This window comes from Bradyrhizobium sp. 44 (genome assembly GCF_023073095.1).
Lineage (GTDB): Bacteria > Pseudomonadota > Alphaproteobacteria > Rhizobiales > Xanthobacteraceae > Bradyrhizobium.
Window position 1 is genome coordinate 68,668 of record NZ_JADPIY010000027.1, and the last position, 15,118, is coordinate 83,785.

General features: G+C 64.9%; 20 protein-coding genes. 6 read left to right on the top strand and 14 right to left on the bottom strand.

Translation table 11 applies throughout. The features are described 5' to 3' along the window. Window positions 1–6 precede the first annotated feature (6 nt). The 4 genes from IVB41_RS25265 to IVB41_RS25280 are packed head-to-tail and all read right to left on the bottom strand — an operon-like array spanning window position 7 to window position 2,551. Window positions 7–516, bottom strand: a complete 510-nt coding sequence (locus IVB41_RS25265) for a DoxX family protein (protein ID WP_247436010.1) — start codon at window positions 514–516, stop codon at window positions 7–9. After that, a complete protein-coding gene (locus IVB41_RS25270; protein ID WP_027568158.1) occupies window positions 516–1,295 on the bottom strand; it encodes a DNA-binding domain-containing protein in 780 nt (259 codons plus the stop codon). The genes IVB41_RS25265 and IVB41_RS25270 overlap by 1 nt, the downstream gene beginning before the upstream one ends. Continuing rightward, window positions 1,285–2,199: a DUF692 domain-containing protein gene (locus tag IVB41_RS25275; RefSeq protein WP_247436013.1), complete on the bottom strand. Its 915-nt coding sequence runs from the start codon at window positions 2,197–2,199 to the stop codon at window positions 1,285–1,287. Before IVB41_RS25275 ends, IVB41_RS25270 begins: the two co-directional genes overlap by 11 nt. 46 nt (window positions 2,200–2,245) lie before the next feature. Then, entirely contained in the window at window positions 2,246–2,551 is a 306-nt protein-coding gene (locus IVB41_RS25280) for a DUF2282 domain-containing protein (protein ID WP_027568156.1), read from the bottom strand. Between the two features lie 318 nt (window positions 2,552–2,869). On the opposite strand from IVB41_RS25280, the gene IVB41_RS25285 reads away from it, so the two are divergent. The 3 genes from IVB41_RS25285 (at window position 2,870) to IVB41_RS25295 (ending at window position 6,980) form a co-directional block, all read left to right on the top strand. Next, complete coding sequence (locus tag IVB41_RS25285; protein ID WP_247436016.1) at window positions 2,870–4,963, top strand: adenylate/guanylate cyclase domain-containing protein; 2,094 nt, start codon at window positions 2,870–2,872, stop codon at window positions 4,961–4,963. Between the two features lie 103 nt (window positions 4,964–5,066). Beyond that, complete coding sequence (locus tag IVB41_RS25290; protein ID WP_247436019.1) at window positions 5,067–5,651, top strand: HutD family protein; 585 nt, start codon at window positions 5,067–5,069, stop codon at window positions 5,649–5,651. A 141-nt stretch (window positions 5,652–5,792) separates the two neighbouring features. Beyond that, on the top strand, window positions 5,793–6,980 hold the full coding sequence (locus IVB41_RS25295) for an adenylate/guanylate cyclase domain-containing protein (RefSeq protein WP_247436022.1): 1,188 nt from the start codon (window positions 5,793–5,795) through the stop codon (window positions 6,978–6,980). Window positions 6,981–7,001: 21 nt separating this feature from the next. Here the strand turns inward: IVB41_RS25295 and IVB41_RS25300 are convergent, their stop codons facing one another. Further along, window positions 7,002–7,505 carry a hypothetical protein gene (locus tag IVB41_RS25300; protein ID WP_027568152.1) on the bottom strand — a complete coding sequence of 168 codons (504 nt, stop codon included), beginning with the start codon at window positions 7,503–7,505 and terminating at the stop codon, window positions 7,002–7,004. A gap of 116 nt (window positions 7,506–7,621) precedes the next feature. Between IVB41_RS25300 and IVB41_RS25305 the strand changes: the two genes are divergently transcribed. After that, a complete protein-coding gene (locus IVB41_RS25305) occupies window positions 7,622–8,419 on the top strand; it encodes an adenylate/guanylate cyclase domain-containing protein (protein WP_247436025.1) in 798 nt (265 codons plus the stop codon). Between the two features lie 7 nt (window positions 8,420–8,426). Here IVB41_RS25305 and IVB41_RS25310 read toward each other — a convergent pair whose 3' ends face one another. Further along, entirely contained in the window at window positions 8,427–9,284 is an 858-nt protein-coding gene (locus tag IVB41_RS25310; protein WP_027568150.1) for an oxidoreductase, read from the bottom strand. Window positions 9,285–9,413: 129 nt separating this feature from the next. Between IVB41_RS25310 and IVB41_RS25315 the strand changes: the two genes are divergently transcribed. After that, on the top strand, window positions 9,414–9,965 hold the full coding sequence (locus tag IVB41_RS25315; RefSeq protein WP_027568149.1) for a TetR/AcrR family transcriptional regulator: 552 nt from the start codon (window positions 9,414–9,416) through the stop codon (window positions 9,963–9,965). Window positions 9,966–10,208: 243 nt separating this feature from the next. Here the strand turns inward: IVB41_RS25315 and IVB41_RS25320 are convergent, their stop codons facing one another. The 4 genes from IVB41_RS25320 to IVB41_RS25335 form a co-directional block, all read right to left on the bottom strand. After that, window positions 10,209–10,502: a hypothetical protein gene (locus IVB41_RS25320; protein WP_027568148.1), complete on the bottom strand. Its 294-nt coding sequence runs from the start codon at window positions 10,500–10,502 to the stop codon at window positions 10,209–10,211. Window positions 10,503–10,603: 101 nt separating this feature from the next. Then, entirely contained in the window at window positions 10,604–10,816 is a 213-nt protein-coding gene (locus tag IVB41_RS25325) for a hypothetical protein (protein ID WP_245287811.1), read from the bottom strand. Window positions 10,817–11,058: 242 nt separating this feature from the next. After that, window positions 11,059–11,238: a hypothetical protein gene (locus IVB41_RS25330; protein ID WP_027568146.1), complete on the bottom strand. Its 180-nt coding sequence runs from the start codon at window positions 11,236–11,238 to the stop codon at window positions 11,059–11,061. Between the two features lie 111 nt (window positions 11,239–11,349). Next, the gene (locus tag IVB41_RS25335; RefSeq protein ID WP_247436027.1) at window positions 11,350–11,559 is read right to left on the bottom strand and encodes a hypothetical protein; all 210 of its coding nucleotides are present in this window, start codon (window positions 11,557–11,559) and stop codon (window positions 11,350–11,352) included. Window positions 11,560–11,804: 245 nt separating this feature from the next. Here IVB41_RS25335 and IVB41_RS25340 point away from each other — a divergent pair, with 245 nt between their 5' ends. Beyond that, window positions 11,805–13,217 (top strand): NAD(P)/FAD-dependent oxidoreductase, encoded by a 1,413-nt coding sequence (locus IVB41_RS25340; RefSeq protein WP_247436029.1) that lies wholly within the window; start codon window positions 11,805–11,807, stop codon window positions 13,215–13,217. Window positions 13,218–13,252: 35 nt separating this feature from the next. On the opposite strand, the gene IVB41_RS35675 is transcribed toward IVB41_RS25340, so the two are convergent. The 4 genes from IVB41_RS35675 to IVB41_RS25355 form a co-directional block, all read right to left on the bottom strand. Then, window positions 13,253–13,381 carry a hypothetical protein gene (locus IVB41_RS35675; protein ID WP_007600646.1) on the bottom strand — a complete coding sequence of 43 codons (129 nt, stop codon included), beginning with the start codon at window positions 13,379–13,381 and terminating at the stop codon, window positions 13,253–13,255. A 106-nt stretch (window positions 13,382–13,487) separates the two neighbouring features. Then, entirely contained in the window at window positions 13,488–13,715 is a 228-nt protein-coding gene (locus IVB41_RS25345; RefSeq protein ID WP_027568143.1) for a hypothetical protein, read from the bottom strand. A 168-nt stretch (window positions 13,716–13,883) separates the two neighbouring features. Further along, complete coding sequence (locus IVB41_RS25350) at window positions 13,884–14,165, bottom strand: amidohydrolase family protein (protein WP_247436031.1); 282 nt, start codon at window positions 14,163–14,165, stop codon at window positions 13,884–13,886. Window positions 14,166–14,187: 22 nt separating this feature from the next. Beyond that, a complete protein-coding gene (locus IVB41_RS25355; protein ID WP_245287809.1) occupies window positions 14,188–14,505 on the bottom strand; it encodes a hypothetical protein in 318 nt (105 codons plus the stop codon). Window positions 14,506–15,118: the final 613 nt, after the last annotated feature.

Sequence of the window (15,118 nt, forward strand, 5' to 3'; positions counted from 1 at the left end):
TCGCGCCTATGGCCCGTTCGCACGCGCTCGGCAGATGAGGTGGTCCAGCGAGACCCTGCCCGGCCCGTAGGCCATGATGCCGAGCGCCATCGCTGCCCAGGTGATGTGGATCGGCCAGCCGTCAGGCACGGTCAGCTCGACGATGACCGTCATGAACAGCAGTCCGAGCGCCGCAAACCGCGTGCCGAGGCCGAGCAGGAGGAGGATCGGGAACATGATTTCCCCGCATCCGGAGAGAAAGGCCATGACGGTCGGCGCCGGATAGTGATAGGGCCCGCCCGGCAGATGCAGCATGAACTCGTCGCTGAACAACGTCACCGCGGTGTCGTTGAGCCTGAGGAAGCCTGCCCATTTGAGCATGCCGGAACGCCAGAACGGCACCGCCAGCGCGATGCGGAGCACGAGCTGAACGACTGACGGCGAGGCGATGTTCTCCACGAGATGATTGGCCTTGTCGACGAGGAGTCCGAGTGAGGGCAGGCCGCCGCCCGCCTGCATGCGTTGGTCCGTGATCATCAGACGTCTCCGAAAGCGAATGAGGTGAAGGCGCCCGCCTCGATCAGGCCGGTGATGTTCGAAGCGATGTCGAAGTCGGCCGCCGCGTCCAGCGCGCGTGCGGCGGCCTCGCCGAGCGGCCGACCCGACATCAGGCTGCTCGCGAATGCCGCTCCGCCCGGCGGCAGGTGCCGGACCACGACATCGAATTCGGCGCGCGTGACCAACGCGTCTTCCGGTGTCGCAGCGTCGATGCGCCCGACCGGCGACGTGTCGCGGTTGGCGGCGAATATCGTCACCGCCGCGAATTGCGACCGCACGATTCCCACCGCCGGGTGCGGTAGGAGAACGAGATCGCCCAGCCGATCCGGCGCAACCGCGGCAAGCTGCGCCGGCGACAGCGGTGCGGCGTCGGCGGCGTGATAGGCATCGAGCCAGGCTCGCTCGATGCGTGCGACATCTGCGAGCCATGGCATCATCTGCGCATGTTCATATTGCGCGATGAAGGCGGGAAAGTCGCGGCCGTAGTCGAACAGCAGGGGTGAGATCGGTGGCGTCTGGCGAACATGGAAGCGCGCCATGGCACGGAAGAAGTCGGCGCCGGCGATGCGCTGCACCGCCGGATAGATCGCGGCGAGCGCGTCGATCAGGCTGACCGTGACGTTGTTGCGGTAGACATCGTAGCGCTTGCCAGGTGCCTTGCCGTTCGGACCGGTCACGATCTCGGGCGCAGGGCGCACCGGGTCCAGCAGCGCCGGTGCAAAGGCTGCGGCAAAGCAAAGGTCAGGCTCAGGCGGCATGACGATCTCCCGTCAGCCCGACCGGGCGGCAACGGTCGAGGATCGCCTGCGCAGCGGCCGCCTCCGCTCGTAGGACCGGCCAGTCCGGGATCTTGCTGTCCCACTCGATCAGCGTCGGCACGCCGCCGCGGCGCCGGACGACGATCTCGTACAGCTTCCACACGGCGTCCGCGACCGGGCCGTCATGGCTGTCGATCAGCAGCAGATCGCCTTCGTCGTCGACCTGCTTGGCATGGCCGGCGAGATGGATCTCCCCGACGCGCGGCAGCGGAAAGTCCGCGAGGTAGTCGAGTGCCGAGAAGCCGTGATTGGTCGCTGATACGAATACATTGTTGATGTCGAGCAGCAGCCCGCAGCCGGTCCGTTCGGCAACAGTGCGGATGAAATCGGTCTCGCTCATCGACGATTCGCGAAAAGCGACATAGGTCGACGGGTTTTCCAGCAGCAGCGGGCGGCGGATCGCGTCCTGCACCTGATCGATGTGATCGCAGACGTTCCGGAGCGTTGCCGCGGTATAGGGCAGCGGCAACAGATCGTTGAAGAAGCTGGTCTCATGCGTCGACCAGGCGAGATGCTCGGATACCAGCGCGGGCTGGTAACGCGCCACCAGCCCGCGAAAGCGGGCCAGATGCGCCTTGTCGAGCGGCTGTGGTCCGCCGATCGACATGCACACGCCATGCAGTGAGATGGGATGGTCGCGGCGGATCGCTTCGAGCGCGCGGTGCGGCGGTCCGCCTGCGCCCATGTAGTTCTCGGCGTGGACTTCGAAGAAGCCGCGCTGTGGTTTCGCGCCCAGGATCGCCTGAAGATGTTCGGGCTTGAAGCTGGTCCCGGCGACGCCGCCGATCGGCGCGGAATAGCGGAGGGGCACCGCAGACATGTCAGGCGCGATTGCCGTCGTCATGGTTTCTCTCCGCTCTTCCGTGTTGTGATGGTCGCGACGCAGCGCGTCAGACCGGCTTCAGCGAGCCCTTCTTGCCACCCGGCAGGTCGATGCTGGTGCAGGTGCCGCCCTGGACGAATTTCCATGCATTGCCCTGGAAGTCGGCGGTCGAGGTGCCCTGGCAGGTCGTACCCGGTCCGGCCGCGCAATCGTTCTGGCCCTTCAGCGCGACGCCGAAGCATTTTTCCTTCTTGGCGGCGACGGCCGCGTCGCCCTCGGCCTTGGTCAGCGGAGCAGCAGTGGCCAGCGTGGCAAGTGCGGTCGACATGGCGCCGGCGAGAACGAGCGTGGTCACGGCAAGTTTGGCAGACATCGAAGTTTCTCCTGTTCGAGATGGCATCGCCTGGCAGGCGAAGAGCGCCTTCTTCGGTTCGCCCCGCAGCCGCTCGCGTTACCGATCGAGCAGGTCACGAGTTCGTGAGGCCGTCAGATGAGCGCACGGGCTGTGCGCTTGGATCGGATTAGCGGGTGACGGGCCGGTCAATCCAATGCCTAGTCTCTATCGAGACCTTAGCCGGAGAGCATTGGCGGCGACGCGCGGCGCCTGCCACAGGTAACGAATGCACGCGTGCCACGTAGAGCGGTAACAGGAGATGGTCGGTCGCCGCTTTGCCGGAGAACGGAAACAGCTATGAATGTTGATCCCGGACGGCACCTGCGCGCGATCGCGAAGCTGACGGTCAGCATCCGCCTCGCCATCTCGGCGTTGGTCCTGACCGCGATCCTTTTGACCGCCGCCCTCTCCAGCCTGTTGTGGTGGCGCACGGCGGAGGCGGCGAGCCGGCAGCTCGCATCGACCATCAACGAGCAGATCGTGGCCGCTGTCCGCAAGGAAGTCGCCGCGATTGTGGACGAGGCGCGTGCGGCCCACACCGCCATTCGAACGCTGTTCTTGCAGAACGTGCTCGACACCCGCGAGGCCGACAAGCGCGAATTCGTGTTCCTGTCGCAACTGCAGTCGCAGGCGACGATCTCCTGGGTCGCCTTTGGCTGGCCCGACGGGACCTTCTTCGCCGCGCACAAGCTCGGCGACCGCCGCCTGGAGATGATGGAGATCTCGCTGACCGATCATGCCGGCCAGCGCCGCATCGACGAATACGAGGTGGTGCCCGGCGATATCGAATTCGCCAATCGCCGTTTCGAGCCGACCGATTTTCGCGTCGCCGATCGCGCCTGGTTCAAGACCGGGCTGGCGGCCGGGGAGCCGGAGTGGTTCAAGGTCATGGACCATCCGACCGGCGAGCGGCCATCGATTGCCTTTGCCGGTCCGATCGATGTCTACCAGGAGCGGCAAGGCGTCCTCGCCATCGTCATCGAATACACCAGGCTCGCGCGCTTCCTGTCGCAGCTCGAGGTCGGGCGCACCGGAACGGCTTTCATCATCGACGGCAGCGGCGAGCTGATCGCGGCGCCCGACAAGGACGCCGACGAGCTGCACGCTGCGAAGGGCGATACGACGCTGCTACCGCTGGCGCGGATGGCACTCGTGAAGGCGGGCGAGGATGGCCGCAAGGCAGCCTGGCGAAGTCGGCTGACATCGGCTGGCGGCGCTTACGAAGTGGCGCTCACGCCGCTGCCGTTTCCCGGCTGGTCGCTCGCAACCGTGATCCCCGAGGCCGAGTTCCTCGGTCCGGTCGAGACGACATTGCGCCGCCTGATCATCGGCCTTGGCATCGGCGCCGTGCTCGCAGCGTTGGCCTCGGCGATGCTGGCGCGTTCCGTCATCGCCGCACCGCTGTCGCGCGTCGTCGGCGAGCTCCGCCATGTCGAAGCCTTCGCACTGGAGCAGGTCCGCCGCCATCCGTCGCGGCTCAAGGAGATCGCGAGCCTGTCCGGCGCGATCGCCGAGATGGCGGCCGGCCTTTCCGCGTTTCGCAAGTTCATCCCGGCCGATCTGGTCCGCTCGCTGTTGCGCCAGGGCGTCGAGGCAAGGCCAGGTGGCAGCATGCAGGAGCTCAGCGTGATGTTCGTCGACATCGCCGGCTTCACCGGGCTGTCCGAGCGGCTGGGCGATCGCGTGGTGCCGTTGTTGTCGCGCTATCTCGACCTCGCCTCCGCGGCCGTCGTCGCCAATGGCGGCACCATCGACAAGTTCATCGGCGACGCCGTCATGGCGTTCTGGGGTGCGCCGCAGCCGCAGGCCGACCACGCGCTACGCTGCTGCCGTGCGGCGCTCGGCTGTTGCAGGGCGATCGCGGCCTCGGGCCTTGCCGACGATCTTGGCCAGCCGCTCCAGATCCGGATCGGTATCAATTCCGGCCGCATGTTGGTCGGCAATATCGGTTCCGAGCTGCGCCTGAACTATACCGTGATCGGCGATGCCGTGAACGTCGCGAGCCGCCTCGAGGGCGCCAACAAATCCTACGGCACGCAAATCCTCATTGGCGAAGCGACCGAACGTCTCGCGCGCGGCGTCATCGTCACGCGCGAGATCGACAGCATCGCCGTGTATGGACGTGAGGAGGGCTTTGCGGTCTACGAATTGATCGGACTTGCCGGGGAGAGCGGCGGCGACGAGACGGCCTGCTGGATCGGGCGCTACGAGCAGGGGCTCGCCAGCTACCGCGCGCGCCGGTTTGCGGCTGCACTCGCTGATTTCGAAGCCGTGCTGAATATGCGCGGCCCGGATCGCCCTGCTGAACTGATGCGCGACCGCTGCCGGCAGTTGGTTGAGAGCGCGCCTGATGTTGCGTGGCGCCCGGTCGCGGCACTGACGACGAAGTAGTCGCGAAAGATTGGCGTGCTGACGGACGAGAGCTGGCGACGATTCTGCCTGCATGATACGTAACTGACACCCGCCCTCTCGCGCTCCCGGACCACCTCAATTCATGAAAACCACACTGCTGAAATCCGAAGACTATGCCCGCTCGCCCTGGAAGAACGGCGGCGGCATCTTTACCGATATCGCGGATGCCCATCGCGCTGAGTCCAATGTGAAGGATTGGGACAGCCTGCTGTGGCGCTTCGCGGCCACGCCAATCGTGGCACCCGGGCCGTTCTCCCATATGCCCGGCATCGACCGTTTGCAAATGGTGGTCGGCGGCCGCGGGCTGGTGCTGAAATCGCCCACCCAGGAATTCCACGAGCGCGAGCCGTTCACGACGGTGCGATTCACCGGCGAACTCGAGATCGTGACCAGGCTCGAGGAAGGGCCAGTCGAGGTGGTGAATTTGATGGGCCGGCGCGGTGCGGTGGCGCTTGAGCTCGAAGCGCTTAAGGCGCCCGGTGAGCGGCGATTGTCCGCCGGCACGCATCTGATCTATGCGGCGCGCGGCGACTGCGGCATCCGTCTCGACGGCACGGATTTTTCGATTTCGCACGAAAACACGTTGAAGGTCGAACTGACGGGGGCGTCGACGCTTGCGCTTGTGTCGGGGCTGGCCGTGCTGAGCTCTATTCAGATCGTCGGCTGAACCGCGTTCCCGCCGCCGGAGCGGTGCGCACAATCCGTGCAACTGGCTAGGTTGACGCCGTCGCGCCGGAGCACGATATCTGCCCTGATGCAGCCGCTGCCCAGAGCACGATATGGGCAGCCACGATATGAACGGGCAGATATGACCGCGCGAGACAAGAACGCCACGCTATCCGACGGTGTCGTCGATTGGCTGATCAACGGCACGCGCGACGAGCGCTTCATCGACAAGATCTTTGCCGAGATGTGCATCCGGCTTCAGCAGGCCGGCATTCCGCTGGCGCGGTCGACGGTTCACGTGCTGATCCAGCATCCGCAATGGCTGGGCGCTCGCTTCATGTGGGCCGACGGCATGCGCGAGGCGGAGATTGCGCGGGTCGACTACGACGTCCGCGAGCGGTCCGAATACATCGGCAGTCCCGCCAACGAAATGTTCGACGGCGCAACCGAGGTGCGCGAGAATCTCGAGCAGGACCCAGCGCTCGGCCGCAAGCACGCGCTCTATCGCGAGATGCGCGCGCAGGGCCTGACCGACTATGTGGCTTGGCCGCTCTATCATACGCTCGGCAAGCGCCATCTCGTCACCTTCGCGACCGACCGGCCCGACGGTTTCGACGACGCCCATGTCGCCGCCCTGAAGAATATATTGCCTGTGCTGGCGCTGGTCAGCGAGATTCGCATCAAGAACCGGCTGGCGCGAACGCTGCTCGAGACCTATGTTGGCTCCCATGCCGGCGAGCTCATCCTGGCCGGCGCCACGCGGCGCGGCACCGGCACGACGGTGCGCGCCGCGATCATGATCTGCGATCTGCGCGAGTTCACCAAGATTTCCGACAATTGGCCGCGCGACGACGTCATCGATCTGCTCAACGACTATTTCGACGCGATGTCGGAGCCGATCGCGCGGCATGGCGGCGAGATCCTGAAATTCATCGGTGACGGCCTGCTCGCCATCTTTCCGCTGAGCGAGCCCGAGGCCGGCGCAAACCTGCTGCATGCCGTGACCGAAGCCCGTCAGGCCATGATCGCGTTGAACGCGCGCAACGACGGCACCGGCCGCGCGCCGCTGAACTACGGCATCGGCGTCCATGTCGGCGACGTCATGTACGGCAATATCGGATCGTCCACCCGGCTCGACTTCACCGTGATCGGTCCCGCCGTCAACATGGCCTCGCGCCTCGAAGCCTTGACCAAGCAATTGGGAAAGACGGTGCTGCTGTCACGCGACTTCGCCGATCTCGTCGGCGGCCAGTTCGATCTGGAGCGCGTTGGCGAGCACGGTGTGCGCGGCTTCAGCGAGCCGATCGAGCTGTTTGCGTATCAGGGGTGAGGCAAAGCCGATATGCGACGATCACTGTTTCGATCCGGTCCAGCTTCCGACGCATCCATCGGATCGCCGGAACGACCCGGAGCCGCTGCGGCCTGAGAACCGCCCGGACATGGTCCAGGTCAGGCTTCCGGCGGCACCGACCCCGGAGGTGGAGCCGTTCGGACTGACTTGAGCGGTGCCGTACTGTCCGACCAACTTGCCGCCGGTGATGACCACCGAGTCGGAGGAGGTGCCGCAGGGCGTGCCGACACTGGTCAGAACCCATGCTCCGTCGAGATTGCTGCCTCCGCCGCTCTTTTGCGGCGCGCGGCGCGGCTCGTCGTCCGCGGGCTTGCTGCGCCGTGCCGGCTTCGAAGGCTCGGCCGTCCGCGGCGTCTCGCGCGAACCGGACAGCGATTTTTCGTCATTGCCGATGCTGCCGCCGGCGCTTCCCGACTGCGCACGCGCCATGTCGGGCAAGGCGACGATTGCGAGCGCGGCCGACAACAGGGCGGCTTCATAAGAAGCGCGGAAATAGTTTTGCATATTGCACTGGTTTGAAATGAACAGGTCTAGACCGCGGATCGTATTGCCAATGCCGGAGTGTGTCACTACCCTTGACCCTGGGTCGCCCAAACGTTGCTTCGATCGGCCGCACGTTCATGCCAAAATTCCTCCGCATCGGAGTCCATCAGTCGAACGTATCGGGTTACACGTCGAAGGCGTGGTGTGTCCGGCGCGTTGGCGCGGCGATCCTCCTGAAATGGGGCGCCGTGGAGGTCCAGGGCGCCGGTGACGGACGCAAGGTTTACTGGACCCGTCTGCCGCAGGAGAAGACCATTCGCTGCGGCAGCGCGCAGCGTGCCCAGGATTACGCCAAGGCCGCGATCGCGCGGCGACGCAACCATCGCTATGAACCGCTGGCCGGCGCGATCGTGCTCCGTCGCCGACCGGCCGCGGGCAACAGCGAGCTCAAGCGGGCGCTCGCCACGATCCTGATCGTCGATATCGTCGGCTCCACCGCGAAGGCTGCAAAGCTCGGCGATGTCCGCTGGACCAAGATCATGGGCCATTATTACGCGGCGGTCCGCAAGGAGCTGAAGAATTCGCGCGGCAAGGAAGTCACGACAACGGGCGACGGCGTGCTGGCGACGTTCAAGACGCCGGCTGCCGGCATCGGTTGCGCGGCCGCGATCCAGAAGGCGGTGCGTACGCTCGGCCTCGAGATCAGGGTCGGCCTGCATGCGGGCGAATACACCGTGAGCGGCACCGAGGCGGTCGGCCTCGCCTTTCACATCGGCACCCGCGTCGCCGCCAAGGCACGCGCCGGCGAGGTCTTGGTCTCCAGCGCGGTGAAGGAGCTGCTGGCGCCGAAGTCCGAGATCCGCTTCGCCGATCACGGCGTACACCAGCTCAAGGGCGTGCCGGAGCGCTGGCGGCTGTGGCGGGTGGAGGGCTGAGTCGCCCTCAGAAAGCCCGCGCGGTGCGGGCGGGCTGCGGCGCCGCCGTCGCATCGAGCCGCAAATCCTTTCGGATCCCGGCATCCACCAGGGCTGCGGGCGCAAACCTGCGTAGCAATCGCAGGCGCTTCGCAAGGCTGCCGGCCGCGTATTTGAGTTGCGGGCGCGCCGCGCTCGCGGCCTTCAGCACCGTCTCGGCCACGACGCCAGGCTGTTCGGCCGTCGCCATCACCTCGTTCACCCGCTTGGTCACGCCGGCGCGCGCCTCGCGATATTCGTCGAGCGTGGCGTCGGGCTCCATGAAGTTCGCGTCGAACGGCGTCTTGGTATAGGCGGGCTCGACCACGGAGACCCGGATGCCCCGCGTGCGCAGTTCATGGTCGAGCGATTCCGAATAGCCCGCCACCGCATGCTTGGTCGCGGCATAGAGCGCGCCATAAGGCATCGGCAGGAAGCCGAGCACCGAGCCGATATTGATGATGCGGCCATTTCCCTGGCGGCGCATGTGCGGCACCACGGCGCGCGTCATCCGGATCAGGCCGAAAAAGTTCGTCTCGAAAATCGCGCGCGCCTGCTCCATCGAGCTCTCTTCCGCGCCGGCAGGGGCAACGCCGAAACCGGCGTTGTTGACGAGCAGGTCGATGCGGCCCTCGCGCCGGATCACTTCGCCGACGGCAGCTTCCACCGATGCATCGCTGGTGACGTCGAGGGCCAGCATCTCGAAGGCCTGCTTGCCCGGCTGCGCGCCCCGCCTGCTGGTGCCGAACACCTTGTAGCCGGCGTTCGCGAGCCGCTCCGCCGTGGCCTGGCCGATGCCTGAGGAGGCGCCGGTCACCAGGGCGATCTTCGGTGTAATCCTGTTCATAATGCCTCTCCGACGCCACTACCGGGCTTGAAATCGTTTGATTACGATCGTAACTATTGATATACATGACGATCGTAATCATAAAAGTCAAGCCCGAGTGCCCAATCCCGGCATCCAAGGATCAGTCCCATGCGCGTCTCAAAGGAACAGGCCGCCAAAAATCGCGAGCATATTCTCGAGACCGCCTCGCGCCTGCTGCGGGAGCGCGGCATCGCCGGTGTCGGTGTCGACGCGCTCGCCGAGGCGGCCGGGATGACCCACGGCAGCCTGTACAGTCAGTTCGGCTCCAAGGAGCGGCTGGTCGAGGAAGCCGTGGCCCATGCGATCGAGGCCAAAGGCCAGGAATTGCCCGAGGCCTTCGAACTCGAGGACTATGTTTCGCAATATCTCTCGCCGGGGCATCGCGACGATCCCGCCGCCGGCTGTCCCTTCGCTGCGCTCGCCTGTGAAGTGTCACGTCAAGGCAGCGGCCTGAGGGCGCGCTTCACCGCCGGCGTGCGCGGCACGATCGCCCTGCTGAGCAGCCGGATGGCCGCCACGCTGAAGCCGCGGCAGCGTGAGGACAAGGCGCTCGCGGCGGCCGCTTCAATGGTGGGAGCCCTCGTGCTCGCCCGCGCCGTGGACGATCCCAAGCTGTCGGATGATATTCTTCGCGCGACGAGGAAGTCGCTGGCGGGGTGATGGCGCGCCACGGCGGGGGCGCCGAAAGGTCGGAATAAAATTCCGGCCGATGCCTATTATGGCCCGCGCTACTATGGCCCGCCCTACGGCTATTATGGACCGCGCGTCGTGCGGCGGGCCTATTATGTGCCTTACGCCTACGCTCCGCCGCCCTATTGGGATCCCTGGTGGTGACGAGACAAGGCCCGGATCATCATCCGGGCCTTTAGCGTGAGGGCAATCGGTCAATCGTTCGCGGCGCGCCTATTTGCGGTTCGCTCCCGTGGAGCCGGAGCCTGGGATGGCCTGCTGGCCTCCTTGCGTTTGCCTTGTGTCGTTGTCGCCTGGCCGCGTCGTCGATGACTTGGCCGGTGCGTTCGCGCCGCCGCCGTTGTTGTCCGATGACGTGTTGAGGCTGGAGGCTCCCGCTCCCGTCGTGCCGCCGGTGCCCGGCGAGTCGATGCTCGACCCGGTCCTGGAGGCACCCGCGCCTTGCGCGAATGCGGAAGGAGGCAATGCGAGAGCCGCAACGAGCCCTGCGAGAACCAGCTTTTTCATGTGCGCTCCTTTGCTTGACGTCGCATGTCGTGTCGAGGCAAAGATCTCGGCACGCACCCGTTCCTGCGCGGGCGCGGAAATGCCGCACCAGCGCCGACGACTCACCCCGAACTCATCGCGCGCGAGGCGATCATTTCCTGCGCTTGCGGCGTCAGCTCATAGTGGTCGCCGGCTTTCACCAGCCAGCCAGCCTCGATCATGCGTCGCGTCATGCCTGCGCTGCACAGCGGGTGGCCGCCGCCGGGATGAAACAGCGCGCCCTCGCGTTCGATCAGGTAGCCGTAGAGCCGCGCCTGTCGAAGCGGGTTTTGCATCCCTGGTGTGGGCGCCTCCATGGTCTTTCGCGCAGCGCTCCATGATGGGTTGAGATGACGGGCTGATCCCCATCAGGCGGCCCCGGCCTGTGGCCCGGGGGCGGGGCTTCGAGCCGAGGCCGCCAGTGCCGGAATCGCAAGGACCCGGCGCGGCCCAATACGCAACGGCCCCAGGTCGTTCCTACAAAGCCGTTCCTATCGGCATTGCTCTTCCCGGATGGATGCCGGGCAAGGCGAAGCGCCTAGGCCGACCAACGATCCTGCTCTTCCCGGTGGGCATGCTCGTTCAGCCGTTCGGCGATCTGATCCGCGATCTTCTCCGACTCGGCCGAGGCCACCGGCTCGCCCTTGTGGGTCCTGAGCTTGTCCTTGTCGGCTTCGATGGGAAAATCGTCGGGCTTCAGTCCGGGATCCCTGGTCATGGCGCGCCTCATTGTGTCTCGCATCCCGAAAACACGGATGCAGGCTGTTCGTTGCTGGAACAATGAAGCTGCGATCGAGAGTCACAGCCGGGCGCAAGCGCCCCGAGCTGCTCAGGCCCCGCCGACGGCCCGGATCACGGTGCCGCTGCCGCCGCACGTCGCGCAGGGAGCGCCGTCGATCCGCCCCTTGCCATGGCAATCGGGGCACACGTCTTCGCCGGTGCCCGTCGTCCCCGGTGCGGCTTCATCGCCGGGGTTGAGCACCGGCGAATCCGTCGGCGATGTCCCGGTCTTGGCGCCTTGCGCGTCGGTCTTGGTCATCTGCATCTCCCTCGAAAAGACCGCAACGCGCCTTGCCGCCGGAAGTGCCAATCGAGGTTGCACACGCCGGGACGGCTCCCATTGCGGGATGGCGGAATCGATCACAACCACAGCTTGCGCGGCCGCGGAAAAACCAGCAGTATGCATGCCGGCTCATGACCGATCTCAAGTTGAACGATACCACCGCGTCACGGCGTCATCGTCGGGATCGGCCCGACACATCCGCGCTTCACCCTGGAAAAACCATGACCCGCATCGACGCCGTCGACTGCCACGCGACCATTGCCGTCATCGGCGCGGGCCCGGCGGGCCTGTCGACCGCATGGTTCCTGTCGAAGAACGGGTTTCACAATGTCACGGTGCTGGAGAAGCTCGGCCAGATCGGCGGGCTCTGCAAGAGTCTCACCGTCGACGGCATGAGCTATGACCTCGGCGCCAATTACGTCACCTGGGCCTACCAGGAGACGCTGGAGATCGCGGAGGAGGTCGGCGCGACCACCTATGCCGAAGAGCCCTATACCTCGATCGACATCGCGCCTGATGGCAACAGCTTTACGTACCGATCGCTCATGGAGGCTGTGCTAAACGACCCCTACACCAAGTCCACGATCTCGGTGTGGACCTTCCTCTGGGCGGCGGTTCGATATCTCTATATCCGCTGGCAGCTGAGCGGCGTCATCGATGCACCTGACTATCTCGACAAGATCCACGAGCGCCCCGAGCTCTGCGTCGACTTCAAGTCCTGGCTCGCAAAACAGGATCTGATGCCGCTCGCCACCCTGTTCCAGTTTCCGATCACGATCATGGGCTACGGCCAGCTCGACGACATCGCGACGCCCTATGCGCTACGCTACATGTCGGTTCGGACGTTCTTTCCGATGGTGTTCGGGCTCGGCCCGGTCAACTGGATCATCGGGAGCTGGCCGCGGCGCTTCACCGACGGGTTTCAGCGGCTGTGGGAACGGGTGTCCTGGCGCCTCAACGTCCGGCTCAATGTCAACATCACCAAAATCGAGCGCACGGCCGCCGGTGTCCGGATCGACATGGAGTATCCCGAACAGGATCTGAACGACCTCAAGATCGTCAAGGACAGCAAGCTCTATGATTATCTGGTGCTCGCCTGTCCGTTGACGAAGGATGTGTTCACGCAGCTCGGCCTTGCTCCCAATGACGCGGAGCAGAAAGTGAATCACGAGATCAAGTTCAATCCGTATTGCATCACGACGTTCTGGATCGACATGACGATGAAGGCGCCGGTCGCGCCGGTGCTGCCGCTCACCGAACAGGGCACGCCGTGGGCGGTCGCGCGGCAGTTTCAGGACAGCGGCAACATGTTCACGCAGTTCTACACGCGCCCCAGGGACAAGCAGACCGGCGATGAGGCCATCGCGGAGGTCAAGCGCCTGACCAAGCTGCTCGGCGGCACGATCGACACCAGCCAGCCGCGCTGGCACACGTTCGACGAGTTCACCTACTTCCAGCACTTCACCCCGGACCAGATCAAGACCGGCATCTACGCCGACCTCGCTCGTATGCAGGGCGCCGACCGCACATTCTATGTCGGCGGCGCGACCGACTTCGAGCTGGTCGAGCCGATCGTCGTCTACTCGAAATATATCGTCGAGAAGCATTTTGCCGGCGGCGTCCGCGCGGCATAGCGGGGCGAGGAGGTCATCACCCCATCACCCCATCATCACCGCACGCCCGTGCCCTTGCAGCGCTGGCACTTCACCACCTTGTCGCCCTTCTTGAGCAGGCCTTTGCCCTCGCAGTTCTTGCATTTCTGCTTTTTCTTGATGTTCGGGCCTTTTTCACTGGTCATGGATGGCTCCTGCCGCGGTAGGGGGACGGGCGCCTTGTATAGGATATTGAACCCGCGAAAGCGGCAGAAATCATCAAGAGTGCTGTGCCGTAATACCGGCGTTCGATCAGGGACGTCCGCGAATACTCGCGCTGGAGGGGCCGCCGACCGTCTGGATCGGCTCACCGGCCGCGCGGTCCAGTGGTGGGTGCGGCCTGGCTAGGCCGACTGTTCCGGGAGCTGCGTCGTTGCTGAGCGCAGGCATGTTGACGCGCTCCATCGTGATCGTGGCCACGATGGCAACGGCGAGGGCGACAGCACTCAAAACCAGGGTCATCCGATTCTGGTCTTCCATCGTGAGACCTCCGCGAAACGGCTCGCGAGGATAATGCCGGATCGGGGATTTAGTTGCTCTCACCTGGTTCAGGCTGCGCCGCACACCACGCGTCGCCCCTCGTTCTCCGCGCGGCTGCGCCACGCGAAGCTCGCAGGGCTCAGATGCTCGCCTTCAGGCCTCCAGCTCTCATTTCGCGCTCGCGAAAGCATCCGCCGCGTAGACGACCTTGCCGCCCACGACCGTCAGCAGGGACGCCGTGGCGCCAATCTGCTCGACGCGGACGGACATGAAATCCCGATCGAGAATCGCGAAGTCGGCGAGCTTGCCGGTGTCCAGCGTGCCGGGCCGCGTCTCGTTGAAGCAGAACCACGCGCTTCCAACGGTATACAGCCGCAAGGCGTCTTCTCGGCCAGGTGTTTCGTCCGGGCCGCGCGTCGACAGTCCGCCGACGGTCTTGCCGTCGAGCATCCATTGCAGCGCCACGAACGGATTATAGGATGCGACCCGATGCGGCATCCGTGCCGGCCCCGACATGGACCCCAATGCGTAACGCCGTGACGATGGGCGGCATGCTGCGCGCGGCTTCGCCGGCCTGCGCCACGATACGGTCGCCTCCGAGATACATCGCGTCCTGCATGGTCCAGCCGACACCAAGGGCTTTCATGCGCGCCAGCGTTTGGGGCGAGGTGTTGTCGAGATGGGCGATGGACCAGCGCAACGGCGCGAGCGGCGTCTCCTTGTTGACCTCGTCCCGGGGGATTGCCAGCCTGATCGCCGAGGGGCGCTCATGGAGCTTTATACAGGACATGACGGGCTGTAGCCGCGCATCGGTCGCGGAGGTAGCCAAGCGGCTGCCGCTGGATGACAGGATCTAAAACACTGCTAGCCGCGCCTCCCAATTCCGAACGCAATGCGCGATAAGCAGCTTTCGGTTCCGCCAAATTTGCGGGCGGGGCCGGCTAGCTCTTGTACATCTTGAACCCGGCCTTTTTGATCGCGGGCCGCAGCGAAGGGACCCGCGGTATCCAGTTCGCCGCGGAGGTCAGGTCAATCGTTTGGGGGTGGACAGCCGCGACATCGAATTCTGAGAAATCATACCGTCGAACAGAGTCTGCCAGCTCCAATGTCGCGCGACTTCGCAAGAGCGAAATGAAAGATGCTGGTGGTTGCATCACACTGGTGCTCAAATGTGGAACTTAGCGAATCGTTGACATTCTCTTGCCATCGTCAAAGCACACGTATTCACCAACGCGTCAGGTGGTTCATGGCCCGAACGATACAGATCAACATTGCGCTATGGGGAATGATCATCTGCGCGGCCGTCAAGCTGGCGCAGATTTGGTTCTAAAGCCGGCTGCCGTTTTTATCTAAAAAGCCACTGCACCGTGTTCCAGAATGCCCAGCCGATCGCGCTGATCCAT